The following is a 25,312-nucleotide window of genomic DNA, read 5'->3' as shown; positions in this document are numbered from 1 at the left end:
AAGAGAAAAAGTTTAATTGCTTTCCGAAAGGCGGAAGGCGCAAAAAGATGAAAATTATGAAAACAAACGAAGATGTAATTACCATGTTACAGTATCAAATCAAGCGTTACCAGACAATGGGAAACGGAGCTATGTGTCAGACACTGCAAAGCAAACTGCATAAACTTATAACTAAGCAAAGAGCAGCTACAGTATAACACCAAGACTAAACATCACTATACAACAACTAACTGTCTCAAAACTGCATCCAGCATTTTGAGGCAGTTTTTATTTTATCCTATTCTAAGTTATCATTCATTCTTCCTTCTTCCAACAAAATCTATTGTCATTGGCCCTTGATAATTCAATAAAATCTCATATTCAACGTCGCCGGCTTTAAAACCAACGTCGCCGGCCATAAATTCAGCGTCGTTGTCTGTACAGCCAACGACGTCGGATGAAGCACTCTCCTCTTCCCCAAACACAAGAAGTACTTTTCCAAAGGCAGAAAGTAGCTTTTCCTGTATTTTGTATGACATATTACCTTTTTGAAAAAGAAGTCACCATTGATATAAATTTATCAATGACGGGCGACTTGCTTTTTATCTTATATCGAACGCACGTTACTTTAAAAATTTTTGATTGAAGAAATATAAAAGCCACAGCACCCTAATGCTTAGGTAGCTGTGGCTATTTATGAAATAAGGATTTATAACCTCCTAAAAAAACGATTCATCAAAGATTAAAGCTAGCCTTCAAAGGTAAATTATCAGAAGCTCCTCCAATCATTACATTATACTTACCGGGCTCTGCAGTGAAAATTAAATCTTTATTATAAAAAGATAAGTCTTTTCGGGTTAAAGCAAAGGTTACCTCTTTGCTTTCTCCCTTTTTAAGGAAGATTTTCTTAAAACCTTTGAGCTGTAAAGCTGGAACTACAATAGAGCCTACCTCATCATTTACATACAACTGTACAACTTCTTCTCCATCGTATTTTCCGGTGTTCGTTACCGTACAGGTAATATATTGTACCACATCGCCACCATCTCCTGCCGATAATTTCATGCCACTATACTCAAATTTAGTATAACTTAATCCATATCCAAAAGCAAACAGCGGTGTTCCGGGAGAATCCATATAGTCGCGCTGAACACCCTGAGAATAATGAACCGGTATCTGACCTTCATTACGTGGCACGGAAACAGGCATTCTTCCGCTTGGATTATAATCTCCAAACAAGACATCAGCTATACCATTTCCACCCTGCTCTCCAGGATACCAAGCCATGAGCAACGCATCTGATACGTTTTCTGCCAAATTCATATTCAACGGACGACCAGCTATATATACAATAACAAGAGGTTTGCCTGTTTGCGCTATTGCTTTTATCAGTTTTTCCTGATCGCCCAACAGGTTGAGTGTAGCACGGTCGAAGCCTTCTCCGCATTCCATATCGGGCAAAATACCACTATCTTTTGCTACTGTAGCTGCACCGGTATGAATATACTTGGTCTTAAAATCACGGGCACTCGAACCACCTACAGCCAAAATAACTACATCCGACTTACGGGCTGCTTCTACCGCAGCCTGAATGTTACTTTGTGTTGTATCCCGAATAGCACAGCCTTTTACATATTCTACTTTGGCCTTAGGCAGTTTATTCTTGATACCATCCAATAGAGTTACTATTTTTTCACGCTCTTGAGGTGCAGTATAATCGCCCAGATAATTATACATGACATCTGCATTAGGACCAATCACTGCAACTTTCTTCAAATTTTTCTTAAGTGGCAGCAGACCGTTATTCTTTAACAATACGGTACCTTCTTTTGCCACCTGACGGGCAAGCTGTTTATGTTCGTCACAGTTCACTACTTGTCTGGCACGCTCGGGTGAGACATAAGGATTTTCAAACAATCCCATCTGAAATTTCAATCGCAATACATTGGCTACTGCCCGATCGATATATTCTTCTTCTATCTTACCGTCTTTTACAGCTTTTACCAAAGTGCTGTACGACTTAGCTCCCAAATCCATATCTGTTCCTGCCTTTACAGACTGAACGGCTGCATCCTGCAAATCAACAGCTACATGGTGGGTTTCTGCCACTCCATCAATACTGGCCAAATCCGAATAAACAAAACCTTCGAATCCCCATTGCTTACGTAATAACGAATCAATAAGAAAAGAATTGCTGGTACATGGAATACCGTCAATAGAATTATAAGAAGTCATCACAGTTGCAGCTTTCCCTTCTTCTACAGCCTGACGGAAACCTGGTAGATACTCATTAAGCAAAGCTCTCATTCCTATGTCAGCTGGATTTCCGTTGTGTCCTCCTCTTGGAACGCCATAGGCTGCCAAATGCTTCAAGGTAGAATAAACATGGGCTCCATCTTTGATGTCATCTCCCTGCATACCCTGCACAAAAGCTGTACCCAAACATCCTGTCAGATAAGGATCCTCACCGAAAGTTTCTTCTACACGCGACCATCTGGGCTCACGGGAGATGTCCAATACGGGACCATAGCCAATGTTTGCACCCTGAGAACGTGCTTCCAGACCAATGACCTTTCCCATTTGATAAATCAAATCTCTATTCCATGTGGAAGCCTGAGAGATGGAAGTAGGAAATACAGTTGTCCCAATAGCCATATGTCCATGCGGGCATTCTTCCGCAAACAGAATAGGTATACCTAAACGTGTGTTTTCTACTGCATATTTTTGCAAGGCATTCAAAGCTTTTGCAGACAACTCCGGATTAAGTCCGGTTTCCAATGTTTTCTGAGTCCACGGATCGGCTCTAAGTACAGCCCAATACGAACCCAAAGGAGCTGCACTCATCTGCTTTTTAAACAATTCAGAGATAGTTACACTATCTGAACTTACCTTAGTATACATTTCCCAACCTAAGGGACAACAGATTTGACCGACTTTCTCTTCAAGAGTCATTCTATCCAACAAGTCTTCTATACGGTCTTCCACCGAAGCAGAGGCCTGCTTATAAATAGGCTGTTGGGCTGTAGCGGTGATACCGCATGCACATAGCATGATAGCTAAAAATTTTGTTTTCATTGTATTTATTTTTAGTTTAAGGGAAAGTCAATGCTTCGATATACTTTCAAAACCATAACTTAACCTGTTTCTATTGAAGGTAACACTATTGTCAAGGCACTAAATTTTCTTCAAAAGCAAAATATAATATAAAGTATAATATTATGTTCTTCTACTTAAATTGATAAAATGACCGCCTTAACTAGCACAAATTTAATAAAAGAATCTTATTACAAAATGCCATACAATCTTTTATTGTAACTTTTTAAATATAAAGCTATCATACTGAATATAAGGTTATTGTATATTTTACTTTGAACTAGTCCTCGTCTCAAAAAGGAGATAGTTTAAGTATACAACCCTATAGTTATCAACCTTTTGTTCTTACAATTTTCCAGCTTAAAGAAACAAATTTCAGTCAATAGTTATTGTAAAACAAACAAGAAGCCTTTATACAAAAAGAGCTGTGTCAGAAAACTGACACAGCTCTTAACTAACAATTTTATTTTATCCTATAACTATAATAGTATTCAGGATGAGCCTTTATAGAAAAGATTATTCTACTTCACTATAATCAAGTACATTCTTGCGATTTGCCAAGATTCTGTCGTATTCTTCTTTCGAACCTACTACAATCTTTTCAAACTCACGCTGTCCGGTTCCGGCAGGAATCAAGTGACCACAGATCACATTTTCCTTCATACCTTCCAGACGGTCTACCTTACCGTTGATAGCAGCTTCATTCAAGACTTTCGTAGTTTCCTGGAATGATGCAGCTGACATAAAGCTTGAAGTCTGCAATGCAGCACGGGTAATACCTTGCAAGATCTGAGTTGAAGTAGCAGGAACAGCATCACGTACTTCTACCAACTTCATATCGCGGCGTTTCAAGACACTGTTTTCATCACGCAACTTACGTGCTGTCACAATCTGACCCGGCTGTAAGTTTTGAGAATCTCCAGCATCTACAACTACCTTCTTACCCCAGATACGATCGTTTTCTTCATTAAATTCCAAACGGTCTACTACCTGTTGTTCCAAGAAGCGAGTATCTCCCGGTTCGTCAATCTGTACTTTACGCATCATCTGACGTACGATGATTTCGAAGTGCTTGTCATTGATCTTCACACCCTGCAAACGGTATACATCCTGAATTTCGTTTACAATGTATTCCTGAACTGCAGTAGGACCTTTAATTGCCAAGATGTCAGCAGGAGTAATTGCTCCATCCGACAACGGAGTTCCGGCACGCACATAGTCGTTTTCCTGTACAAGGATCTGCTTAGACAAAGCTACCAGATACTTCTTCACATCACCAGTCTTCGAAGTAACGATGATTTCGCGGTTACCACGTTTAATCTTACCCATTGTAACCTCACCGTCAATTTCTGAAACGACAGCAGGGTTAGACGGGTTACGAGCTTCGAACAGCTCTGTTACACGAGGCAAACCACCGGTGATATCACCAGCCTTACCTACGGCACGAGGTATCTTAACCAAGATATCACCAGCTTTCACCATCTGGTTGTTTTCTACTACAACGTGACCACCTACCGGCAAGTTGTATGTACGCAAGATTCCACCGTTTTCATCCAAGATATGCAATGAAGGAATCTTAGTCTTATCTTTAGACTCTGTAATAATGATTTCACGCAAACCAGTAGCTTCATCAGATTCTACTTTGTAAGTTACGTTTTCAATTACAGATTCAAAATCAATCTTACCAGCAGCTTCAGTAACGATTACCGCGTTGAACGGGTCCCACTTAGCAATAAGTTTACCTTTCTCTACTACATCGCCATCAGAAGCATACAATTTAGAACCGTAAGGAACGTTGTGAGTAGACAAGATAATACCAGTATTTACATCCACAAAGCGGAGTTCGGCCAAACGACCTACAACAATTTTAACTGGTTCTCCTGTTTCTTCTACAGCATCTACAGTACGAAGTTCTTCAAATTCCAGACGAGCATCATTTTTAGCAACAATACTTGCATTAGCAGCCATGTTACCAGCGATACCTCCGGCGTGGAATGTACGCAGAGTCAACTGTGTACCCGGTTCACCAATTGACTGTGCAGCAATTACACCGACAGCTTCACCCTTCTGAACCATACGGCTGGTTGCAAGGTTACGTCCGTAACATTTTGCGCATACACCTTTCTTAGATTCACAAGTCAATACAGAACGGATTTCTACACTTTCAATAGGTGATTTCTCAATTTCTTCTGCAATAGCTTCAGTGATTTCTTCACCTGCAGATACAATCAACTTACCTGTTGTAGGATGAATTATATCGTGTACAGACACACGGCCCAAAATACGTTCATACAGAGTGGCAATAACTTCATCATTATTCTTCAATGCTGTACAAACCAAACCACGCAATGTACCACAGTCTTCTTCATTGATAATTACATCATGAGAAACATCGACCAAACGACGAGTCAAGTATCCGGCATCGGCAGTCTTCAACGCTGTATCGGCAAGACCTTTACGAGCACCGTGAGTAGAAATAAAGTACTCCAACACTGACAAACCTTCCTTAAAGTTAGAAAGGATCGGATTCTCAATAATCTGTGCTCCTTCTGCACCGGCTTTCTGAGGCTTCGCCATCAAACCACGCATACCAGACAACTGACGGATCTGTTCTTTAGAACCACGGGCTCCAGAGTCCAACATCATAAATACAGAGTTGAATCCCTGATCGTCATTCTTAATTGTCTTATATAGAATGTCAGACAAGTCGCTGTTTACGTGTGTCCAAGTATCGATAACCTGGTTATAACGTTCGTTGTCGGTAATGAAACCCATGTTATAGTTCATCATGATCTGTTCGATTTCTTCATTACCACGTTTTACCAGTTCTTCTTTTTCTTTCGGTATGATAATATCACCTAAGTTGAATGACAGACCACCTTCAAATGCCATCTTATAACCCAAGTTCTTAATACCATCCAAGAATTCACAAGCACGTGCAACACCTACCGCCTTGATTACATCACTAATAATATCACGCAAAGATTTCTTAGAAATGATTGTATTCAAGTAACCGCATTCGTCTGGAACAAGTTCGTTTACAATAACACGTCCTACAGATGTTTCTTTAATCATCTTCTTCACGATGTTACCATTTTCATCCAGATCATTTGTTACCACGCTGATAATTGCATGAATATCTACTTTACCCTCATTGTAAGCAATCAAAGCTTCTTCTGGTCCATAGAAAATCAAGCCTTCACCTTTAGCGCCTTTACGTAACTTGGTAATATAGTACAAACCAAGTACCATATCCTGAGCAGGCACAGTAATAGGTGCACCATTCGCAGGGTTCAAAATGTTATGCGACTGAAGCATCAACATCTGAGCTTCCAAAACAGCTTCATTGCTCAATGGCAAGTGTACAGCCATCTGGTCACCATCGAAGTCGGCATTGAACGCAGTACATGCCAATGGATGCAACTGAATAGCTTTACCTTCAATCATCTTAGGCTGGAATGCCTGGATACCCAAACGGTGCAGAGTCGGAGCACGGTTCAACAATACCGGATGACCCTTCATCACATGTTCAAGGATGTCCCAAATAACCGGTTCCTTACGGTCTACAATCTTTTTCGCAGACTTCACAGTTTTTACAATACCACGCTCAATCAATTTACGAATGATAAACGGTTTGTACAATTCTGCAGCCATCAATTTAGGAATACCGCACTCACCCATCTTCAATTCTGGACCAACGACGATAACCGAACGTGCAGAATAGTCAACACGCTTACCCAACAAGTTCTGACGGAAACGTCCTTGTTTACCTTTCAAACTATCAGAAAGAGATTTCAACGGACGGTTTGCATCTGTTTTTACAGCACTTGATTTACGAGAGTTATCGAACAATGAATCCACAGCTTCCTGCAACATACGTTTTTCATTACGCAAGATTACTTCAGGAGCCTTAATTTCAATCAATCGTTTCAAACGGTTGTTACGGATGATAACACGGCGGTACAAGTCGTTCAAGTCAGAAGTTGCGAAACGACCACCATCCAGCGGTACCAACGGACGTAATTCAGGAGGAATAACCGGTACAATACGTACAATCATCCATTCCGGTTTGTTACGTCCACGAGAAGCACGGAATGATTCCACTACCTGCAAGCGTTTCAAAGCTTCATTTTTACGCTGCTGTGAAGAATCATTATTTGCTTTATGACGCAATTCATAAGAAAGAGCATCCAAATCCAAACGAGTCAGCAAATCATAGATTGCTTCTGCACCCATTTTGGCAATAAACTTATTTGGATCGCTATCTTCCAAATATTGATTTTCTTTCGGAAGAGTATCCATGATATCCAGATATTCTTCTTCAGACAACAAGTCATATTGATTAATGCCATCCTCAGCCTTAATACCCGGCTGAATTACCACATAACGTTCATAATAAATGATAGCATCAAGTTTTTTTGTCGGTAATCCCAACAAATAACCAATTTTATTAGGCAAAGAACGGAAATACCAAATGTGTGCTACAGGCACTACCAATTGGATATGTCCACTACGTTCACGACGAACTTTCTTTTCTGTAACCTCTACACCACAACGGTCACAAACAATACCTTTATAACGAATACGTTTATATTTACCGCAATGGCATTCGTAGTCTTTCACCGGACCAAAGATACGTTCACAGAACAGACCATCTCTTTCCGGTTTATAAGTACGGTAGTTGATCGTTTCCGGTTTCAATACTTCACCATAAGAATTCTCCAGAATCTCTTCAGGAGAGGCCAGTCCGATTGTAATCTTTGAAAAATTACTCTTTATCTTAGTATCTTTTCTAAAAGCCATACTTTATATTTTATATAAATAAAGAATTAAGAATGAAGAATTTTCAAGGAATGAAGAGTTAAGAATAATAATGATTAATTCCACCTTCTTCTTAATTCTTCATTCTTCATTAAAAAATTTATTCCAGCGTAATGCTTAAGCAAAGACCTCTCAACTCATGCAATAACACGTTCAGAGATTCAGGAATACCCGGAGTTGGCATCGGCTCACCCTTCACAATAGCTTCATAAGCTTTAGAGCGTCCTACAACATCATCAGACTTAATAGTCAAGATTTCCTGAAGTACATGGGCAGCACCAAATGCTTCAATAGCCCAAACCTCCATTTCTCCAAAACGCTGACCACCAAACTGTGCTTTACCACCAAGCGGCTGCTGAGTAATCAAAGAGTACGGACCGATAGAACGTGCATGCATCTTATCTTCAACCATGTGTCCCAGTTTCAACATATAAGTGACACCTACGGTAGCTGGCTGGTCGAACTGTTCACCTGTACCACCATCATACAAATATGTCTTACAATAGCGTGGCAAACCAGCTTTATCAGTCCACTGATCCAAGTCGTCCAATGTAGCACCATCAAAAATAGGAGTAGCAAACTTCACGCCCAATTCTTTTCCGGCACGTCCCAATACAGCTTCAAATATCTGACCAATATTCATACGAGAAGGCACACCCAACGGATTCAAAACGATATCAACAGGAGTACCATCTGCTAAGAACGGCATATCTTCCTGACGTACCACACGAGAAACAATACCCTTATTACCGTGACGACCCGCCATTTTATCACCAACACCAATCTTACGTTTCTTAGCAATATAAACTTTAGCCATCTGAATAATACCAGAAGGAAGCTCATCACCGATAGTAATTGCGAATTTCTTACGTTTCAGTTCTGCATCCAGTTCTTTGTATTTCTTCAAATAATTTACAATCAAATCACGAATCAAATCATTCTTATGAGCATCAGCAGTCCATTTACTCAATTGAATAATTGTATAATCCAAAGATTCGAGATCGCGTTTTGTAAACTTCGCTCCCTTTGCGATAACTTCTGTTCCCAAATAGTCTTTTACTCCTTGAGACACCTTATCAGCAGTCAAAACAAGCAGCTTGTTTACCAATATTTCCTTAAGAGCAGCAGCCTTTTCTTCGAATTCTTCATTCAATTTCGGCAAAATAGCCTTATCTGCATTCTTTTCACTACGAGTTTTAATAACGCGTGAATACAACTTCTTATCAATTACAACACCACGCAAAGAAGGAGAAGCTTTCAAAGAAGCATCTTTCACATCACCTGCTTTATCACCAAAGATAGCACGAAGCAATTTCTCTTCTGGAGAAGGGTCTGATTCTCCCTTTGGAGTAATCTTACCAATCAAGATGTCTCCCGGTTCAATACGAGCACCAATACGTACGATACCATTTTCATCCAAGTCTTTGGTTGCTTCTTCACTAACATTCGGAATATCTGAAGTAAGTTCTTCCATTCCACGTTTAGTTTCACGAACTTCCAAGATATACTCATCTACGTGTACAGAAGTAAGGATATCTTCACGAACCACACGTTCGTTCAACACGATAGCATCCTCATAGTTATACCCCTTCCAAGGCATATAAGCAACCAAAAGGTTCTTACCTAAAGCCAACTCTCCATTTGCAGTAGAGTATCCTTCTGTCAAGATATCACCCTTCTTTACTCTTTGACCTTTACTACAAGTCGGACGAAGGTCAATTGTCATGCTCTGGTTAGTTTTACGGAATTTCGGAATACGATATTCCTTCAATGCAGGTTCGAAACTTACAAACTCTTCGTCTTCTGTACGATCATACAGAATACGGATAGTTGTAGCATCTACGAACTCAATTACACCATCACCTTCTGCAGCAATCTGTGTACGTGAATCCTCACACAATTGTTTTTCGATTCCAGTACCTACAATTGGAGCTTCAGTTCTCAACAAAGGAACAGCCTGACGCATCATGTTAGATCCCATCAACGCACGGTTCGCGTCATCGTGTTCCAAGAAAGGAATCAAAGAAGCAGCAATTGAAGCAATCTGCTGAGGAGCAACGTCCATCAGTTCAACCTGATCCGGAGTTACAACAGGATAATCAGCATCACGACGAGCTTTAACTTTGTCACGAATAAATGTACCATCGTCATTCAATGGCGCATTACCCTGTGCAATAATCTTGTCTTCTTCTTCTTCAGCAGATAAGTATTCTATACCTTCTGGAGAAAGATCTACCACAGCATTGTTTACCTTACGATAAGGAGTTACAATAAATCCTAGATCATTAATCTTCGCATATACACACAAAGACGAAATCAAACCGATATTCGGACCTTCAGGAGTTTCAATCGGACACAAACGACCGTAATGAGTATAGTGAACGTCTCGAACCTCAAATCCGGCACGATCTCTTGACAAACCACCAGGACCCAATGCAGACAAACGACGCTTATGAGTAATTTCTGCCAACGGGTTTGTCTGGTCCATGAACTGAGACAATGCATTTGTTCCGAAGAACGAGTTGATTACAGAAGAAATTGTTTTTGCATTAATCAGATCAATCGGAGTAAATACTTCATTATCGCGAACATTCATACGTTCACGAATAGTACGAGACATGCGGGCCAAACCAATAGCAAACTGATTAGAAAGCTGTTCACCTACAGTACGTACACGGCGGTTACTCAAGTGGTCGATATCATCAACATCTGCTTTTGAGTTAATCAACTCTATCAGATATTTAATGATTTCAATAATATCTTGTTTTGTCAACACCTTGACATCCATATCCGTATCCAAATTCAATTTTTTATTGATACGGTAACGGCCTACCTCTCCCAAGTCATAACGCTTTTCAGAGAAGAACAAGTTGTTAATTACCTCACGCGCACTTGCATCATCCGCAGGATCAGCATTACGCAACTGACGGTAAATATACAACACTGCTTCTTTTTCCGAGTTACTTGGGTCTTTCTGCAATGTGTTGAATATAATAGAATAATCAGAAGAATTTGCATCTTCATTATGAACAAGGATATTCTGTACTCCCGATTCAATTATCAAATCAATATGTTCAGCTTCAATAACTGTTTCACGATCAATAATAACCTCATTACGTTCGATAGATACAACTTCACCAGTGTCTTCATCTACGAAGTCTTCTGTCCATGTTTTCAATACACGAGCAGCCAACTTACGTCCAACGACTTTTTTCAGATTTGCCTTATTTACTTTGACATCTTCTGCAAGATTGAAAATTTCAAGAATATCTTTATCATTTTCAAAACCAACAGCTCTCAACAAAGTCGTAACAGGTAATTTCTTCTTACGATCAATGTATGCATACATTACATTATTGATGTCTGTAGCAAACTCAATCCAAGAACCTTTGAATGGAATAATACGTGCTGAATACAATTTTGTTCCATTTGAGTGGATACTCTGTCCAAAGAATACACCCGGAGAACGATGCAACTGAGAAACAACAACACGCTCTGCACCATTAATAACAAAAGTTCCTTTTGGAGTCATATAAGGAATAGGACCCAAATACACATCTTGAATGACTGTATCGAAATCTTCATGATCGGGGTCTGTACAATAAAGCTTCAATTTAGCTTTCAAGGGAACACTATAAGTCAACCCACGTTCCAGACAATCGTCAATAGAATAGTGAGGCGGATCAATATAGTAGTCAAGGAACTCGAGCACAAAGTTATTACGCGTATCTGCAATAGGGAAATTCTCTGCAAATACTTTATACAAACCGTCATTCTTACGTTTTTCGGGCGGCGTATCTAACTGTAAGAAGTCTTGAAACGACTTCAATTGAACTTCCAAGAAATCCGGATACTGCATCGGATTTTTAATAGAAGCAAAGTTAATTCGTTGATTGTTAATGTTTGAAGACATCTGTATAGAGTTTTTATTGTTATAGGGAAAAACACAGAATTGACGACATATAAGAGAAGAAATCAGTCAATTTAATCTGTATAACCCTGTCAACTTAATATAGACGCAAAAAGGTTAAGAATCCCCTCTAAAGAGGATTCTTAACCGAACTACCTGATTTACAGGATAATCTTATTTAAGCTCAACTTCAGCTCCAGCTTCTTCCAAAACTTTCTTCAAAGATTCAGCTTCGTCTTTAGCCAAACCTTCTTTAACTACGCTAGGAGCACCGTCAACCATGTCTTTTGCTTCTTTCAAGCCAAGACCACAAGCTTCTTTAACGGCTTTAACAACCTGCAATTTAGCAGCACCTGCGCTCTTCAAAACTACATCGAATGAAGTTTTTTCTTCAGCAGCAGCTGCAGCACCTGCAGCAGGACCAGCAGCAACAGCTACAGCTGCAGCAGCAGGTTCAATACCGTATTCTTCTTTAAGGATAGTTGCAAGTTCATTAACTTCTTTTACTGTCAAGTTAACTAATTGTTCTGCAAAAGCTTTCAAATCTGCCATTTTTGTATGATTTTAATTGTTTGTTACTAATTGAATGTAAAGTTTTTTATTATTCTTTGTAATCAGTGTAAAATTATTCAGCGCGTTCGCCCAAAGTTTTAAGCACACCATGAATAGTATTTCCACCTGATTGAAGAGCTGAGATAACGTTCTTCGCAGGAGACTGCAGCAATGCCACGATATCTGCAATAACTTCGTTCTTACTCTTAATTGTTGCGAGAGCTTCGAGTTGATCAGCACCTACATAGAATCCTTCTTCTGCATAAGCAGCCTTCAATGCAGGAACACCATCTTTGTATTCTTTCAACAACTTAGCAGGAGCGTTCGCAGTTTCGCAGAACATTACTGAAGTTGTACCTTTCAAAGAATCAAACAATGGAGAATAGTCAACATCCATGCCCATCAGAGCCTTGTGAAGCAAAGAGTTCTTCACAACTACCAGCTTAATACCAGCCTTAAAACATTTTCTTCTCAATTCACTAGTTTTAGCTGCATCCATTGCAGTAGTGTCAATCAAGTAGAAATGTCCGTATTGCTTAATAGTATCAGCCAATTGACTTATAATTACGCCTTTATCTTCCTTTCTCATGATTCCTCCTTAATAATTAGATTTCTTCTACTGTTTTAGGGTCAATCTTAATACCCTTACTCATAGTACTTGAAAGATAAATACTCTTAATATAAGTACCCTTAGCTGTAGTTGGTTTCAGTTTAATGATAGTAGCGATAAATTCTTTCGCATTTTCACGGATCTGGTCAGCAGTGAAAGAAACCTTACCAATTGAAGTATGAACGATACCGCTCTTATCAACTTTAAAGTCAATCTTACCTTGCTTAACTTCCTTAACAGCCTTAGCTACATCCATAGTTACAGTGCCACTCTTAGGATTCGGCATCAATCCACGAGGACCGAGTACACGACCCAGAGCACCGATCTTACCCATGATAGACGGCATAGTGATGATTACATCAATATCAGTCCATCCACCTTTGATCTTTTCAATATATTCATCAAGACCAACATAGTCAGCGCCAGCTTCTTTTGCAGCAGCTTCAGCATCCGGTGTACACAGAACAAGCACTCTTACCTGCTTACCTGTACCATGAGGAAGAGAAACAACACCTCTTACCATCTGGTTAGCCTTACGAGGGTCTACACCTAAACGTACGTCAATATCTAATGAAGCATCAAACTTAGTAAAAGTAATATCTTTTACAAGCTGAGCAGCTTCTTTCAGTGAGTATGCTTTCCCTGCTTCAATTTTTTCTGCAGCCAACTTTTGATTTTTTGTCAGTTTACCCATTATTAATTGAAGTTAATTAGTTATTACCCGGGAAGTCACCTTTTACAGCGATACCCATACTTCTAGCTGTTCCAGCTACCATTGTCATAGCAGCTTCGATAGTAAAGCAGTTCAAGTCAACCAACTTATCCTGAGCGATAGTACGAATCTGATCCCAAGTAAGTTCAGCAACTTTCTTACGATTAGGTTCAGCAGAACCACTCTTAATCTTAGCAGCCTCGAGCAACTGAATAGCTACAGGAGGAGTTTTGATTACAAAATCAAAAGACTTGTCTGTGTAGTAGGTAATGATAACAGGCAATACTTTACCTGCCTTGTCCTGGGTTCTGGCGTTGAATTGCTTGCAAAACTCCATGATGTTAATACCCTTAGAACCCAAAGCAGGTCCAACGGGAGGTGATGGATTTGCAGCGCCTCCTTTAATCTGTAATTTGATTAGTCCAGCAACTTCTTTAGCCATTTTCTTAAAATTTAATATAAATAATCAACGAACAGAATAACACACGTAACAAAATGCATTATTCCTTTTCTACATCCGTAAAGCCTAATTCCAACGGAGTTTTCCGTCCGAATATTTTGACCATTACTTTCAGCTTGCGTTTTTCCGCACTAACTTCCTCAATGACACCACTGAATCCGCTAAAGGGTCCTACGCTTACTTTCACTGTTTCTCCTACGGTATAAGGAATGTTAGTATCCTCACTCACCTCCTGGAGTTCATCAACCGTACCCAGTATTCGATTCACTTCTGATTGTCTCAGAGGAACTGGATGCTCCTGTCCACCTAAGAAACCAATTACGTTAGTAATATTTCTCAAATGATGAGCAACTTCGCCTACCAAAGCAGCCTCTACCAAGACATAACCTGGAAGATAACTTCTTTCCTTCACAATTTTTTTACCATTGCGAACCTGATAAACTTTTTCAGTAGGAATCAACACCTGAGACACGTATTCACCAAGGTCAGTATTGCGCATCTCTGCTTCAACATACTCCTTAACCTTAGATTCTTTACCACTTACAGCACGAAGTACGTACCATTTTTTTTCAATCTCAGACATTTTTCAACTGTTTATTAGTGCGGATAGATAACGTCTTCCATGATAAACCGGAAGGCAGAATCCATAAGAAAAACAACGAGTGCAATAAGTAGGGAAGCATATAAAACAACTACTGCACTACTAGAAAGTTCTGAACGAGTCGGCCATGATACTTTATGGACTAATTCGTCATAAGATTCTTTACAATAATTCGTTATCTTTTTAAACATATTCATTTAATATTAGCACGGGAAGAGAGGCTCGAACTCCCGACACTCGGTTTTGGAGACCGATGCTCTACCAACTGAGCTATTCCCGTAAAAATAGTTCCCGAAAAATCGGGAACTATAATATTTATTTCAATGACAAATATTAGTCAAGAAGTTCAGTAATCTGACCAGCACCTACAGTACGTCCACCTTCACGGATAGCGAAACGCAAACCTACGTTCAATGCAACCGGATAGATCAACTCTACGTTGATAGTTACATTATCACCCGGCATTACCATGTCTGTTCCTTCCGGCAAAGTGATTTCACCTGTACAGTCCATAGTACGCAGATAGAACTGAGGACGGTATTTGTTATGGAATGGAGTATGACGACCACCTTCTTCTTTCTTCAAGATATAAACCTCAGCTTTGAATTTAGAGTGAGCTTTAACCTGACCCGGGTGACACAAAATCATACCACGTTTGATTTCATTCTTGTCGATACCACGAAGCAACAAACCAACGTTATCACCAGCTTCACCCTGATCCAACAATTTGCGGAACATTTCAACACCAGTTACAACTGATTTCTTATCTTCACCAAGACCCAAGATTTCAACTTCATCACCAACTTTGATGATACCAGCTTCGATACGACCAGTAGCTACAGTACCACGACCAGTGATTGAGAATACGTCTTCAACCGGCATCAAGAATGGTTTATCGATATCACGCGGAGGCAGAGGAATCCAGTTATCAACTGCATCCATCAATTCCATTACTTTTTCTTCCCACTGAGCAACACCATTCAATGCACCCAAAGCAGAACCACGGATAATAGGAGTATTGTCACCATCAAATTCATAGAATGACAACAATTCACGCATTTCCATTTCAACCAATTCCAACATTTCTTCGTCATCAACCATGTCGCATTTGTTCAAGAATACAACCAGACGAGGAACGTTTACCTGACGAGCCAACAGGATGTGCTCACGAGTCTGAGGCATAGGACCATCAGTAGCAGCACAAACGATGATAGCACCGTCCATCTGAGCAGCACCAGTAACCATGTTCTTAACGTAGTCAGCGTGTCCCGGACAGTCTACGTGAGCATAGTGACGGTTTGCAGTCTGATATTCTACGTGAGAAGTGTTGATAGTGATACCTCTTTCTTTTTCTTCAGGAGCGTTATCGATTGAATCGAAAGAACGCAATTCAGAAAGACCTTTCTTTGCCAATACTGTTGTGATGGCAGCAGTCAAAGTGGTTTTACCGTGGTCAACGTGACCAATAGTACCAATGTTAACGTGCGGTTTCGAACGTTCAAATTTCTCTTTAGCCATAGCTTTACTTGTTATTTATTTTGATTAATAATCAGCTTTACAAATCCACGAGCTGTTACCGGGACTTGAACCCGGGACCTCTTCCTTACCAAGGAAGTGCTCTACCGCTGAGCTATAACAGCAAAAGAAGAAAAAAGAGCGGAAGACGGGACTCAAACCCGCGACCCTCAGCTTGGAAGGCTAATGCTCTATCAACTGAGCTACTTCCGCAAATCAAAAGTGGGCAAAGATGGATTCGAACCACCGAAGGCGTAAGCCAGCAGATTTACAGTCTGCCCCATTTGGCCACTCTGGTATTTGCCCTACTTTCAAAGACCATAGTATCATCTTCTTCGAGCCTCTTGTCGGATTCGAACCAACGACCCCGAGATTACAAATCACGTGCTCTGGCCAACTGAGCTAAAGAGGCAAGAAACTTTGCAACCAAAGCTATTTTCATAACTTAGCGGCTGCAAAGTTAGATATTATTTTTTAATCACAAAATAAATCGTGCATTTTTTTATTTTCCTTGTTGTTTTTCTTTTGCTTTCAACAACTGCTTGGAAAGCGCATCCATGCACACATCTATCGATTCTTCGAATGTATCACTTATTTTTTCAGCGTAAAACTCTGTATTCAGTGCCAAAACACGCACCCCAGCTTCTTTATTCATAGCTGTTTCAGGTTTTACAACTTTTAAAGACACCTCTACTTTCTTTATATTATCACAAAACTTCTCGAGCTTTTCTGCTTTCTTTTGAATAAAGCCTTCCAGCTTTTCAGACGCATCGAAATGAATTGATTGAATTCTTACTTCCATAAATACCTCCTTTTCTTTACGCTCGGGGATGAGCTTGTTCATAAACTTTTTTCAACTCTTCAAAAGTTGTATGTGTATAAATCTCTGTTGCCATTAAATTTTCATGCCCCAACAACTCCTTTACAGCTTCAATTTCCGCATCATGATTCAACATCGAAGTTGCGAATGAATGCCGCAAAACATGAGGACTCTTCTTCTTTAATGTAACAACTTTTGCAAGGTTACGCTTTACTAAAAGGTATACTGCCACCGGAGTCAGCATCCGCCCATCCTTCCGGACAAAAAACGCTTCACACGCCCCAGCACAAATTTCATTTCTCAACGAAAGATAAAGCAACAAATCTTCCTTTAATTGCTCCGCAAAAGGAATCAAACGCTGCTTATTTCTTTTTCCTGTCACTTTTATCACACAAGCCGAAAAATCGACATCCCCATCTTTCAGATTAACCAATTCAGACCGACGCATTCCTGTCAGATAAAACGTCTCTATAATCAAACGGTCCCGCACTCCTTCAAATCCAGAGCCAAAATCCGTCTGATCCAGCAATCGATCCATATCAGCCTCCTTCACGAAAACAGGCAACGGTTTTTTAACCTTCGGCCCCTGTACTTTTGCAACAGGATCCGCCGTCACATATCCTCTTTTTAAAAGGTAGCGATAAAACGACCGGAGCGAACTCAGCTTCCGATTTACCGAAGTAGAAGCAAAACCACGATCCATCAAGCTGACAACCCAGCCGCGTACCAAATCCGCATCTACAGCGAGCAAACCCAAATCTTCGCTCACCCCCTTTAAGTATTCTTCAAACTCACGAAGATCCGACTCATAGCTTATCACTGTTTTATCGGAATAATTCTTCTCAAGCTCAAGATACTCCAAAAAAGATTCTTTCAGCATAAGAAACATCGCCTTTTAATGTCAGCAACGAATTTATGAAAAAGAAATCAATAATTCAAGAAATTTTGCAGAATTATTACTCTTCTACTTGTTGCATTTTCTGAACGTAAACGGCACGTTCCATTTTCAGTCTTTTCAAAACAGACGGTTTATCATATTGCTGTCTGCTTCTCAATTCTTTCACAACACCTGTTTTTTCAAATTTTCTTTTGAACTTTTTCAGCGCTTTTTCAATGTTTTCGCCTTCTTTTACTGGAACTACAATCATGTTTTTAAAATTAAAATATGTTGTTAATTAATTATTTGCAGTCAAATTGCGGTGCAAAATTACACATACTTTCTTTATTTACAAAACTTTCCAACACATTTTCTTGATAATTACACAGAAATACTATCTTTGTCTGGTCAATACAACTTTTTTTAAGACAATATCAATATGAAAGATACAATAAAAGAAAGAATCGCCTCCCTGCGACGCTTCATGCAAAAAAAACAAATCAACGCTTTTATTATTCCCAGTACCGATCCGCATGCAGGAGAATATGTACCACAACATTGGGAAGCCAGAAAGTGGCTGTCTGGCTTTACCGGATCTGCCGGAACATTAGTAATAACAGAGAAAGAAGGTGGATTATGGACCGATTCCCGTTATTTTCTCCAGGCAGAAGAGCAACTGAATGGAACAGGCATCAGTTTACAAAAAGAAGGACTCTCTTCTACTCCGTCTATAGCCGACTGGTTGGGAGAAAAATTGCAAGCTGGCAGCAAAGTAGGTATAGACGGATGGGTAAACAGCATTTCTACAGTAGAAAATCTCAGCAGACAGTTACTCACACACCAGCTCACTCTTATTTCTACTGAAGACCCATTTACTTCTATATGGGAGAACCGTCCATCCATCCCGGAAAACCCGATATTTATTCTCCCTATCGAATATGCAGGAGTTTCCTGCCAACATAAAATATCGCAAATACAAGAGTTATTGCAAAAGAAACAAACCGAAGGACTTCTTTTATCTGCTCTCGACGAAATAGCCTGGACACTCAACTTAAGAGGAAATGACGTACATTGCAATCCTGTATTTGTAAGTTATTTACTGATTACCAACAGGCAGGCTACACTTTACATTTCTCCCAAGAAGCTTACCGATGAATTGACGGAGTATTTACAACAGAATAATATTATCATCAAGGCTTACGAGGATATAACATCCGACCTATTACACTACAAAGAAAAAAATATCCAATTATCTCCTTCTACCAATTATGCACTCTATCAGGCAGCCTCATCTACTACACATATACTACAAGAGGTTTCTCCTGTTGTTTACCTGAAAGCTGTTAAAAACGATATAGAAATTTCAGGTATACACCAAGCCATGAAACGGGATGGAGTAGCTATGGTCAGATTTTTGAAATGGATTAAAGAAACTGTACAGCAAGGTAGTGAAAGTGAAATCAGTATCAGTAACAAGCTATATGAGTTCCGTAATGAACAGGCCCTATTCAAAGGAATCAGCTTCGATACCATTGCCGGTTACCAGCAGCATGGTGCTATCGTGCATTATGAGGCAACTCCCGACACAGATGTTCCCTTAAAACCCGAAGGACTTCTGCTTCTGGATAGCGGTGGACAATATATGGACGGAACGACTGACATTACACGTACAATTGCATTAGGAGCTGTGAGCCAACAACAAAAGATAGACTACACTTTGGTATTAAAAGGATTCATCGCTTTATCGCAAGCGGTATTTCCACATGGTACGTGTGGTACCCAGCTCGATGTACTGGCTCGTCAGTATATGTGGAAAGCAGGTATCAACTACGGACATGGTACCGGGCATGGGGTCGGACATTTCCTGAACGTACACGAGGGTCCACACCAAATCCGCATGAACCACATGCCTTCTCTCCTCCTTCCAGGAATGACCATTACCAACGAGCCCGGCATTTACCGCAGTGGAGAATATGGCATACGCACCGAAAACACCATGCTTGTAGTAAAAGACAATGAAACTTCCTTTGGGACTTTCTACCGTTTTGAACCACTGACTCTCTGCCCAATAGATAAAGAAGCTATTTGCAAAGAAATGATGACAGGCGATGAAATCCAATGGCTCAACAACTACCACACCCGTGTATACAAAGAACTTAGTCCGTTGCTCTCTCCGGAAGAACGAATTTGGCTGGAGAATGCAACCAGTGCTTTATAAACTTATACTATATACTTAATATGGCTCTAATCAAATCAGTAAGAGGATTTACCCCTCAAATCGGCGAGAACTGTTACCTTGCCGATAACGCGACTCTTATAGGCGACATCGTTATGGGACGTGATTGCAGCATATGGTTCAATACAGTGCTGCGTGGAGATGTTAACTCCATCCGTATTGGCGACAGAGTAAACATTCAAGACGGAACCGTTCTTCATACATTATATGAAAAATCAACAATAGAAATAGGTAATGACGTTTCCATTGGACATAATGTTACTTTACATGGTGCAAGCGTCAGAGACAATGCTTTAATTGGTATGGGATCTACCTTACTCGACCATGCAGTGGTAGGTGAAGGTGCCATTGTGGCTGCCGGCGCTTTAGTTTTGGCCAATACCGTCATAGAACCTCATACCCTATGGGGAGGCGTACCGGCTAAATTCATCAAAAAAGTTGATCCACAACAAAGCAAGGAGTTAAACCAGAAGATTGCCAATGGCTATCTGATGTATGCATCCTGGTTTAAAGAAGAAGACAAAGACAAATAGTCTTGCCTATATAGAATACTGTTATAATACCCTATCTAATGATACAAGACCATCTCAAATCGTTTTTTGAGATGGTCTCTTTCTTTTTTTTATTTCGGCTACACGATTCATCTGTCAAGAAATAAAAGCTTTAATTCTCTAGCTGTCCGGCAAGCCTGCATCGAGTTGTCCACCTGCAACTTCTCAAGAATATTCTGCCGGTGGCGATTCACTGTATTCACACTAATGGATAAAGTTTCTGCTATCTCCTTACTGCTTTTCCCTTCTTCTATCAACAGTAATATTTCTTTTTCCCGTTTGGAAAGCAATCCCTTGCACGTTTCTTTATCCCATTCAGTCATTGTACCGTCTACCGAATTAATCACCATACAGTTAAAAGAAGAATCCGGCGAGAAACCATACAGACAAAGAGCCAGCCAGACATTACCATTGGCATGGGCAGCCACATAATACATCCGATGCCTCACCCATACATAAGTACCTTGTGCATTACGCATCCGTATCCGGCTATCTATATAATAATCTGTACGTTTCCCTTCGGGCAAACCTTTCAAGAACTGGAAAAAGCGGAGTTCCTGTAAATGTTTGTCCAATAAATCATCGGGATGAATACGAGCAAAAATTTCCTCTTCCCAAATAGAATGAAGAATTTTAGAGTCGCCCCGTTTACCCATTCCCAATGTCTCTGCTATCCCACCATAATATAAATAACTTGTATTAGCCTGCATATCACTCAATACAGCAATCACATTTTCGGTTGTTGCATATCCTGCGGCTATCTGGCGGAACTGATTCAATCGGGTATCGCTGCAGTTCTCCTGAATAAATTCCTGATTCAACAATTCATTGCTAAGTTTCTTCCTTATATCCATATCACAGAAGAAGACAAAATGGTTATTTTTAAGTATTGTTCACCCTGACACAAACCTCTACTTTTGCAAATGTAAGTAAAATAGACAAAACACATGAGTACAGAAAAAGAAAAAGCCCAAAGAGGTGAGTTATATGATGCGAACTATGACGTAGAACTTCTTGCCGAACGTGATATCTGCAAAGATATGTGTTATGAGTACAATCAATTACGCCCTTCTCGAAAAGCCGAACGACAGCAACTCATCCGTAAGCTATTCGGAAAGACAGGTCAGAACTTTCTGATCGAACAGCCTTTCTATTGCGACTATGGATATAACATAGAAATAGGAGAAAACTTCTATGTCAACGTGAATTGCGTAATGCTTGATGGCGCTAAAATCCATTTTGGAGACAATGTATTTATTGCACCTCATTGCGGCTTTTATACAGCGGGACACCCTTTGGATGTAACGCAGCGAAACCAAGGACTGGAATATGCCTATCCCATCCGAGTAGGAAATAATGTATGGATAGGAGCAAATGTATGCGTGCTTCCCGGAGTCAGCATAGGAAACAACTGTGTAATTGGAGCTGGCAGTGTAGTAAACAAAGACATACCAGACAATTCTCTGGCAGTTGGCAATCCTTGTAAAGTAATCCGTACCCTCACAGATGAAGATAAAAACAAATATAAATTAGTATGAAAAAAATTCTTTTAGGTTTGTTTGCTTTTTTAAGCGTACAAAGTGCATCCGCACAGACATTAGAAAAAATGCAATGGTTTAATGAACCTGAACAGTGGGAAATAAAAGACAACACCTTGTCGATGTTTGTAACTCCACAGAGTGACTATTGGCGTATTTCACACTACGGCTTCACTGTAGATGATGCTCCTTTCTACTACTCTACTTATGGAGGAGAATTTGAAGTAAAAGTGAAAATCACAGGCGATTATCAAGCCCGGTTCGACCAGGCTGGTCTGATGCTCCGTATCGACCACGAAAACTACATCAAGACCGGTATTGAATTCGTTGACGGAAAATTCAACCTCAGCACTGTAGTAACTCACAAAACAAGTGACTGGAGTGTAATTGCTTTAGACAAGCCAGTTCCTTACATCTGGATTAAAGCAGTCCGCCGGCTGGATGCTGTGGAAATTTTCTATTCGTTCGACGACAAGAACTATACCATGATGCGCAACGCATGGCTGCAAGACAATACTCCTGTAATGGTTGGAGTAATGGGAGCCAGTCCGGATGGAAAAGGCTTCAATGCAAAATTCGAACATTTCAAAGTAACACATTTACCAGACCTTCGACGACTGGAGTGGCTGAAAAAGAATCAAGAAGCACAATAACAACCATGTTGTGAAGCTAAGCATTGAAGTAAGAACAACTCATGCAACAAAAATACTCGCCAGTCCTTTCAGGTAAGTACTGCACTCATCACTAGAAAGTACTGCACTCATTTCAAGGAAAAAACTGACTCATTACCTGTAAGGACTGGCAAAGCATTTAATCGTATACTGCGACTTTTCTTATACCAGCATCAATCCTACTCCTTTGACAGTTTTTATCTGAACTGTTTCGTCGGCAGCAAACAGTTTACGCAAGCGCGACACAAATACATCAAGGCTACGTGATGCAAAGTAATCGTCTTCCGTATCCCATAAACGGGCTAGAATCTGTTCCCGCTTTACCACCTCTCCCTTCTGCTCACACAGCATCCGCAAGAGTTTTGCCTCACGCTGTGTAAGGCTTTTTTCTTCTCCCCGCACATCGTAAAGCATCTGTTTCTCCGCATCGAACGTAAACAACTCCCCAATATGAAACACGTTTCCGTGTGCCGTATGCCCTGTTCCTCTCGTCAGTTTCAATAAAGCCGTAATATGTGCATTCAGTTCTTCGGCAAGAAAAGGTTTCTTGATATAATTGTTCACCCCCAGTTCATATCCCATCACCACGTCTTTGGGAGAAACGCGTCCCGAAGTAAAAAGGATAGGAGTATCTCCGTCGGTTTCCCGAATACGGCGTACCATTTCGTACCCGTCCATTACCGGCATTTCGATATCCGATACAATGACATCGGGCTTCTGCTCACGCCACACGCGTAATCCTTCCTCGCCATTGGCAGCAGTAGTGACTTCATATCCTCCAATCATATCTTCCAGTCCGCCTTGAATAATATAGCACAGATTGGCATCGTCTTCTACCAAGAGTAGTCTTATCATAGAATCAGGTTTTATTTTGTTATACATTCTTCTATTTTATCCCCATGCAACACCCGCTTTTATTCTGTAGCGTCAGTCGCTTCTCTGGAAGTTTCCGGTTTGAGCTGCGGAAGGAGAAGCGTAAATTCACTGTATTCTCCCTCAATACTTTCCACCTCCACTCTACCTTTGTGCGCCTCCATCACCCGAAATACATAGTTCAGTCCTAAACCGAATCCGGTAGCTCCCCCACTTCGGGTTTGTAATGCAGCGTACGAACGTTCGTATTTTTCGAATATCCGGCTCTGGTCTTTCAACGGAATACCGAATCCATTGTCACGCACTTTGATATAGATGTAACCATCCGTTGCCTTTCCTGAAGAGAATGCTATTTCCACTTCTTCACCGGAATATTTCACTGCATTGTCTATCAAATTACTCAAAGCCTCTTCCAAAAATTCCTCATCGGCATATACCGTCTTCTCCTCCAACTGCCAGCTGTAACGAATCGGCTTGACTGATTTTGCCGCATATTTATCAGCCAATCCCTCAAGTATCCGCTGCAAATCGCAATACTCTTTCTGCAACTTCAACTGATGATTTTCCAGTTTCGACAAAGTCAGTACTTTATTGGTAAGATGAAGCAAGTGCTCTCCTTCTTCCTTCAGAATACGGAAATAGCGTGCTTTCTTCTCGGGCTGGCTGTCCAGTCGTCCGGTTTCCAGCATCTGCGTGCCCATCAGTATAAAACTCAGCGGCGTCTTCATATCGTGAATCATGGCATACGAAAAGTCCTCACGCAGTTTGGCAATCTTGTCTTGCCGGATAATAATCCGTATCTGATAGACAATGCACCCAATGACCAGAATCATAATCAAGACTGTTGCGATAAGCAGCAAAGTCATACGCTGAAAGATAACCCAATACGGATTGACAATGGCTCCTTGCAGGAAACGCTGGCCATCAAAATCAATCGGAACTTTTTCTGTCTTCAGTAAAGCATAAGAAGGGAAGTCGCCCGTCACAGAAGAACGAAGTACATTACCCATAGAATCGACTATACACGAACGCACCTTTGCAGGTATGCCTATCGAATCGAGCATATGTATATAAATGGAATCGAGCGCAGACAAATATACATCTTGCTTAAACTTCTCAAGATAAGCCTCCTGAAAAGCAATATGAATGTTCTGCATCAGCCATCCGCTGGCATTGCTCTGTAATGCATCACGCCTCAAGGTATCTCTTTTTAAATTTGCGCCCAAATCGACCCGCATACTGGTCACCGTATCACCATGTTCCTTCCCCCAACGATCCATACGGTAGAATACCTCTTGCAAGGTGGCATCACGAAATACTTCATTATTCTTAGCCTGCAGGCTTTCTTTAGTCAACTTATAGGTATTGACCAGCCATACATATTGCAGTTCTACAATGGCAATCAGTCCTACAATGGCTATCCAGCGAATATGATTCATCTTCATCTCTCTTCTCCTTAACGTAACGTTAACCTTGCCTTAACCTATAAAATA

The 25,312-nt window shown here is 40.4% G+C and carries 22 protein-coding genes and 5 tRNA genes; 5 read left to right on the top strand and 22 right to left on the bottom strand.

Annotation, left to right across the window (positions count from 1 at the left end; all coding sequences use genetic code 11):
• The first annotated feature begins 56 nt into the window (after window positions 1–56).
• On the top strand, window positions 57–197 hold the full coding sequence (locus WKU26_RS03595; RefSeq protein WP_178266920.1) for a hypothetical protein: 141 nt from the start codon (window positions 57–59) through the stop codon (window positions 195–197).
• A gap of 93 nt (window positions 198–290) precedes the next feature.
• Here the strand turns inward: WKU26_RS03595 and WKU26_RS03590 are convergent, their stop codons facing one another.
• The 19 genes from WKU26_RS03590 to rpsU form a co-directional block, all read right to left on the bottom strand.
• On the bottom strand, window positions 291–518 hold the full coding sequence (locus WKU26_RS03590; RefSeq protein ID WP_340320939.1) for a hypothetical protein: 228 nt from the start codon (window positions 516–518) through the stop codon (window positions 291–293).
• A 196-nt stretch (window positions 519–714) separates the two neighbouring features.
• The gene (locus WKU26_RS03585; RefSeq protein ID WP_340320938.1) at window positions 715–3,054 is read right to left on the bottom strand and encodes a glycoside hydrolase family 3 N-terminal domain-containing protein; all 2,340 of its coding nucleotides are present in this window, start codon (window positions 3,052–3,054) and stop codon (window positions 715–717) included.
• 534 nt (window positions 3,055–3,588) lie between these two features.
• Entirely contained in the window at window positions 3,589–7,875 is a 4,287-nt protein-coding gene (gene rpoC / locus WKU26_RS03580) for a DNA-directed RNA polymerase subunit beta' (protein WP_340320937.1), read from the bottom strand.
• 118 nt (window positions 7,876–7,993) lie between these two features.
• The gene (rpoB, locus tag WKU26_RS03575; protein ID WP_340320936.1) at window positions 7,994–11,806 is read right to left on the bottom strand and encodes a DNA-directed RNA polymerase subunit beta; all 3,813 of its coding nucleotides are present in this window, start codon (window positions 11,804–11,806) and stop codon (window positions 7,994–7,996) included.
• Window positions 11,807–11,977: 171 nt separating this feature from the next.
• Window positions 11,978–12,355, bottom strand: coding sequence for a 50S ribosomal protein L7/L12 (gene rplL, locus WKU26_RS03570; RefSeq protein WP_178266925.1), 378 nt, complete (start codon window positions 12,353–12,355; stop codon window positions 11,978–11,980).
• A 73-nt stretch (window positions 12,356–12,428) separates the two neighbouring features.
• The gene (rplJ, locus tag WKU26_RS03565) at window positions 12,429–12,944 is read right to left on the bottom strand and encodes a 50S ribosomal protein L10 (RefSeq protein WP_178265701.1); all 516 of its coding nucleotides are present in this window, start codon (window positions 12,942–12,944) and stop codon (window positions 12,429–12,431) included.
• Window positions 12,945–12,960: 16 nt separating this feature from the next.
• Entirely contained in the window at window positions 12,961–13,659 is a 699-nt protein-coding gene (rplA, locus tag WKU26_RS03560) for a 50S ribosomal protein L1 (protein WP_178265700.1), read from the bottom strand.
• Window positions 13,660–13,675: 16 nt separating this feature from the next.
• Window positions 13,676–14,119, bottom strand: coding sequence for a 50S ribosomal protein L11 (gene rplK / locus WKU26_RS03555; protein WP_178265699.1), 444 nt, complete (start codon window positions 14,117–14,119; stop codon window positions 13,676–13,678).
• Between the two features lie 58 nt (window positions 14,120–14,177).
• Window positions 14,178–14,720 (bottom strand): transcription termination/antitermination protein NusG, encoded by a 543-nt coding sequence (gene nusG / locus WKU26_RS03550; protein ID WP_178265698.1) that lies wholly within the window; start codon window positions 14,718–14,720, stop codon window positions 14,178–14,180.
• 14 nt (window positions 14,721–14,734) lie between these two features.
• The gene (secE, locus tag WKU26_RS03545; protein ID WP_178265697.1) at window positions 14,735–14,929 is read right to left on the bottom strand and encodes a preprotein translocase subunit SecE; all 195 of its coding nucleotides are present in this window, start codon (window positions 14,927–14,929) and stop codon (window positions 14,735–14,737) included.
• A gap of 16 nt (window positions 14,930–14,945) precedes the next feature.
• Window positions 14,946–15,018 (bottom strand) — tRNA-Trp (locus tag WKU26_RS03540).
• Window positions 15,019–15,071: 53 nt separating this feature from the next.
• Entirely contained in the window at window positions 15,072–16,256 is a 1,185-nt protein-coding gene (gene tuf / locus WKU26_RS03535; RefSeq protein ID WP_340320935.1) for an elongation factor Tu, read from the bottom strand.
• Window positions 16,257–16,306: 50 nt separating this feature from the next.
• A tRNA-Thr gene (locus WKU26_RS03530) sits at window positions 16,307–16,378 on the bottom strand.
• A gap of 15 nt (window positions 16,379–16,393) precedes the next feature.
• A tRNA-Gly gene (locus WKU26_RS03525) sits at window positions 16,394–16,466 on the bottom strand.
• A gap of 10 nt (window positions 16,467–16,476) precedes the next feature.
• A tRNA-Tyr gene (locus WKU26_RS03520) sits at window positions 16,477–16,559 on the bottom strand.
• A 32-nt stretch (window positions 16,560–16,591) separates the two neighbouring features.
• Window positions 16,592–16,665: transfer RNA gene (locus WKU26_RS03515), tRNA-Thr, on the bottom strand.
• 90 nt (window positions 16,666–16,755) lie between these two features.
• Window positions 16,756–17,055, bottom strand: a complete 300-nt coding sequence (gene hpf, locus WKU26_RS03510) for a ribosome hibernation-promoting factor, HPF/YfiA family (protein ID WP_178265696.1) — start codon at window positions 17,053–17,055, stop codon at window positions 16,756–16,758.
• Window positions 17,056–17,071: 16 nt separating this feature from the next.
• The gene (locus WKU26_RS03505) at window positions 17,072–17,953 is read right to left on the bottom strand and encodes a tyrosine recombinase XerC (protein WP_340320934.1); all 882 of its coding nucleotides are present in this window, start codon (window positions 17,951–17,953) and stop codon (window positions 17,072–17,074) included.
• Window positions 17,954–18,029: 76 nt separating this feature from the next.
• Complete coding sequence (gene rpsU, locus WKU26_RS03500) at window positions 18,030–18,221, bottom strand: 30S ribosomal protein S21 (RefSeq protein ID WP_178243599.1); 192 nt, start codon at window positions 18,219–18,221, stop codon at window positions 18,030–18,032.
• 168 nt (window positions 18,222–18,389) lie between these two features.
• Between rpsU and WKU26_RS03495 the strand changes: the two genes are divergently transcribed.
• Window positions 18,390–20,168, top strand: coding sequence for an aminopeptidase P family protein (locus tag WKU26_RS03495; protein WP_340320933.1), 1,779 nt, complete (start codon window positions 18,390–18,392; stop codon window positions 20,166–20,168).
• A 20-nt stretch (window positions 20,169–20,188) separates the two neighbouring features.
• Complete coding sequence (locus tag WKU26_RS03490; protein WP_178265693.1) at window positions 20,189–20,719, top strand: gamma carbonic anhydrase family protein; 531 nt, start codon at window positions 20,189–20,191, stop codon at window positions 20,717–20,719.
• A 107-nt stretch (window positions 20,720–20,826) separates the two neighbouring features.
• Here WKU26_RS03490 and WKU26_RS03485 read toward each other — a convergent pair whose 3' ends face one another.
• The gene (locus WKU26_RS03485; protein WP_340320932.1) at window positions 20,827–21,591 is read right to left on the bottom strand and encodes a LuxR C-terminal-related transcriptional regulator; all 765 of its coding nucleotides are present in this window, start codon (window positions 21,589–21,591) and stop codon (window positions 20,827–20,829) included.
• Between the two features lie 93 nt (window positions 21,592–21,684).
• On the opposite strand from WKU26_RS03485, the gene WKU26_RS03480 reads away from it, so the two are divergent.
• Together WKU26_RS03480 and WKU26_RS03475 are read left to right on the top strand one after the other, a co-directional pair.
• A complete protein-coding gene (locus WKU26_RS03480; RefSeq protein WP_340320931.1) occupies window positions 21,685–22,275 on the top strand; it encodes a sugar O-acetyltransferase in 591 nt (196 codons plus the stop codon).
• The gene (locus WKU26_RS03475; RefSeq protein WP_269877427.1) at window positions 22,272–22,928 is read left to right on the top strand and encodes a DUF1349 domain-containing protein; all 657 of its coding nucleotides are present in this window, start codon (window positions 22,272–22,274) and stop codon (window positions 22,926–22,928) included. The genes WKU26_RS03480 and WKU26_RS03475 overlap by 4 nt, the downstream gene beginning before the upstream one ends.
• A gap of 180 nt (window positions 22,929–23,108) precedes the next feature.
• On the opposite strand, the gene WKU26_RS03470 is transcribed toward WKU26_RS03475, so the two are convergent.
• Window positions 23,109–23,801 carry a response regulator transcription factor gene (locus WKU26_RS03470; protein WP_178265689.1) on the bottom strand — a complete coding sequence of 231 codons (693 nt, stop codon included), beginning with the start codon at window positions 23,799–23,801 and terminating at the stop codon, window positions 23,109–23,111.
• 59 nt (window positions 23,802–23,860) lie between these two features.
• Window positions 23,861–25,264, bottom strand: a complete 1,404-nt coding sequence (locus tag WKU26_RS03465) for a sensor histidine kinase (RefSeq protein ID WP_340320930.1) — start codon at window positions 25,262–25,264, stop codon at window positions 23,861–23,863.
• Between the last annotated feature and the right edge of the window lie 48 nt (window positions 25,265–25,312).

The sequence above is a fragment of the Phocaeicola sp. HCN-40430 genome (assembly GCF_037890285.1).
GTDB classification, from domain to species: domain Bacteria; phylum Bacteroidota; class Bacteroidia; order Bacteroidales; family Bacteroidaceae; genus Phocaeicola; species Phocaeicola acetigenes.
This window is presented reverse-complemented; position numbering and strand designations above follow the sequence as displayed.

Coding starts and splice junctions, on each gene's coding strand:
- WKU26_RS03480 (WP_340320931.1), top strand. CDS start 21,685: ATGAGTACAGAAAAAGAAAAAGCCCAAAGAGGTGAGTTATATGATGCG.
- WKU26_RS03585 (WP_340320938.1), bottom strand. CDS start 3,054: ATGAAAACAAAATTTTTAGCTATCATGCTATGTGCATGCGGTATCACC.
- rpsU (WP_178243599.1), bottom strand. CDS start 18,221: ATGATTGTAGTTCCAGTAAAAGAAGGCGAAAACATTGAAAAAGCGCTG.
- rpoC (WP_340320937.1), bottom strand. CDS start 7,875: ATGGCTTTTAGAAAAGATACTAAGATAAAGAGTAATTTTTCAAAGATT.
- WKU26_RS03590 (WP_340320939.1), bottom strand. CDS start 518: ATGTCATACAAAATACAGGAAAAGCTACTTTCTGCCTTTGGAAAAGTA.
- rplK (WP_178265699.1), bottom strand. CDS start 14,119: ATGGCTAAAGAAGTTGCTGGACTAATCAAATTACAGATTAAAGGAGGC.
- WKU26_RS03490 (WP_178265693.1), top strand. CDS start 20,189: ATGGCTCTAATCAAATCAGTAAGAGGATTTACCCCTCAAATCGGCGAG.
- nusG (WP_178265698.1), bottom strand. CDS start 14,720: ATGTCTGAGATTGAAAAAAAATGGTACGTACTTCGTGCTGTAAGTGGT.
- WKU26_RS03475 (WP_269877427.1), top strand. CDS start 22,272: ATGAAAAAAATTCTTTTAGGTTTGTTTGCTTTTTTAAGCGTACAAAGT.
- WKU26_RS03505 (WP_340320934.1), bottom strand. CDS start 17,953: ATGCTGAAAGAATCTTTTTTGGAGTATCTTGAGCTTGAGAAGAATTAT.
- rplA (WP_178265700.1), bottom strand. CDS start 13,659: ATGGGTAAACTGACAAAAAATCAAAAGTTGGCTGCAGAAAAAATTGAA.
- WKU26_RS03495 (WP_340320933.1), top strand. CDS start 18,390: ATGAAAGATACAATAAAAGAAAGAATCGCCTCCCTGCGACGCTTCATG.
- rplL (WP_178266925.1), bottom strand. CDS start 12,355: ATGGCAGATTTGAAAGCTTTTGCAGAACAATTAGTTAACTTGACAGTA.
- tuf (WP_340320935.1), bottom strand. CDS start 16,256: ATGGCTAAAGAGAAATTTGAACGTTCGAAACCGCACGTTAACATTGGT.
- WKU26_RS03465 (WP_340320930.1), bottom strand. CDS start 25,264: ATGAAGATGAATCATATTCGCTGGATAGCCATTGTAGGACTGATTGCC.
- rpoB (WP_340320936.1), bottom strand. CDS start 11,806: ATGTCTTCAAACATTAACAATCAACGAATTAACTTTGCTTCTATTAAA.
- WKU26_RS03485 (WP_340320932.1), bottom strand. CDS start 21,591: ATGGATATAAGGAAGAAACTTAGCAATGAATTGTTGAATCAGGAATTT.
- secE (WP_178265697.1), bottom strand. CDS start 14,929: ATGTTTAAAAAGATAACGAATTATTGTAAAGAATCTTATGACGAATTA.
- WKU26_RS03470 (WP_178265689.1), bottom strand. CDS start 23,801: ATGATAAGACTACTCTTGGTAGAAGACGATGCCAATCTGTGCTATATT.
- rplJ (WP_178265701.1), bottom strand. CDS start 12,944: ATGAGAAAGGAAGATAAAGGCGTAATTATAAGTCAATTGGCTGATACT.
- WKU26_RS03595 (WP_178266920.1), top strand. CDS start 57: ATGAAAACAAACGAAGATGTAATTACCATGTTACAGTATCAAATCAAG.
- hpf (WP_178265696.1), bottom strand. CDS start 17,055: ATGGAAGTAAGAATTCAATCAATTCATTTCGATGCGTCTGAAAAGCTG.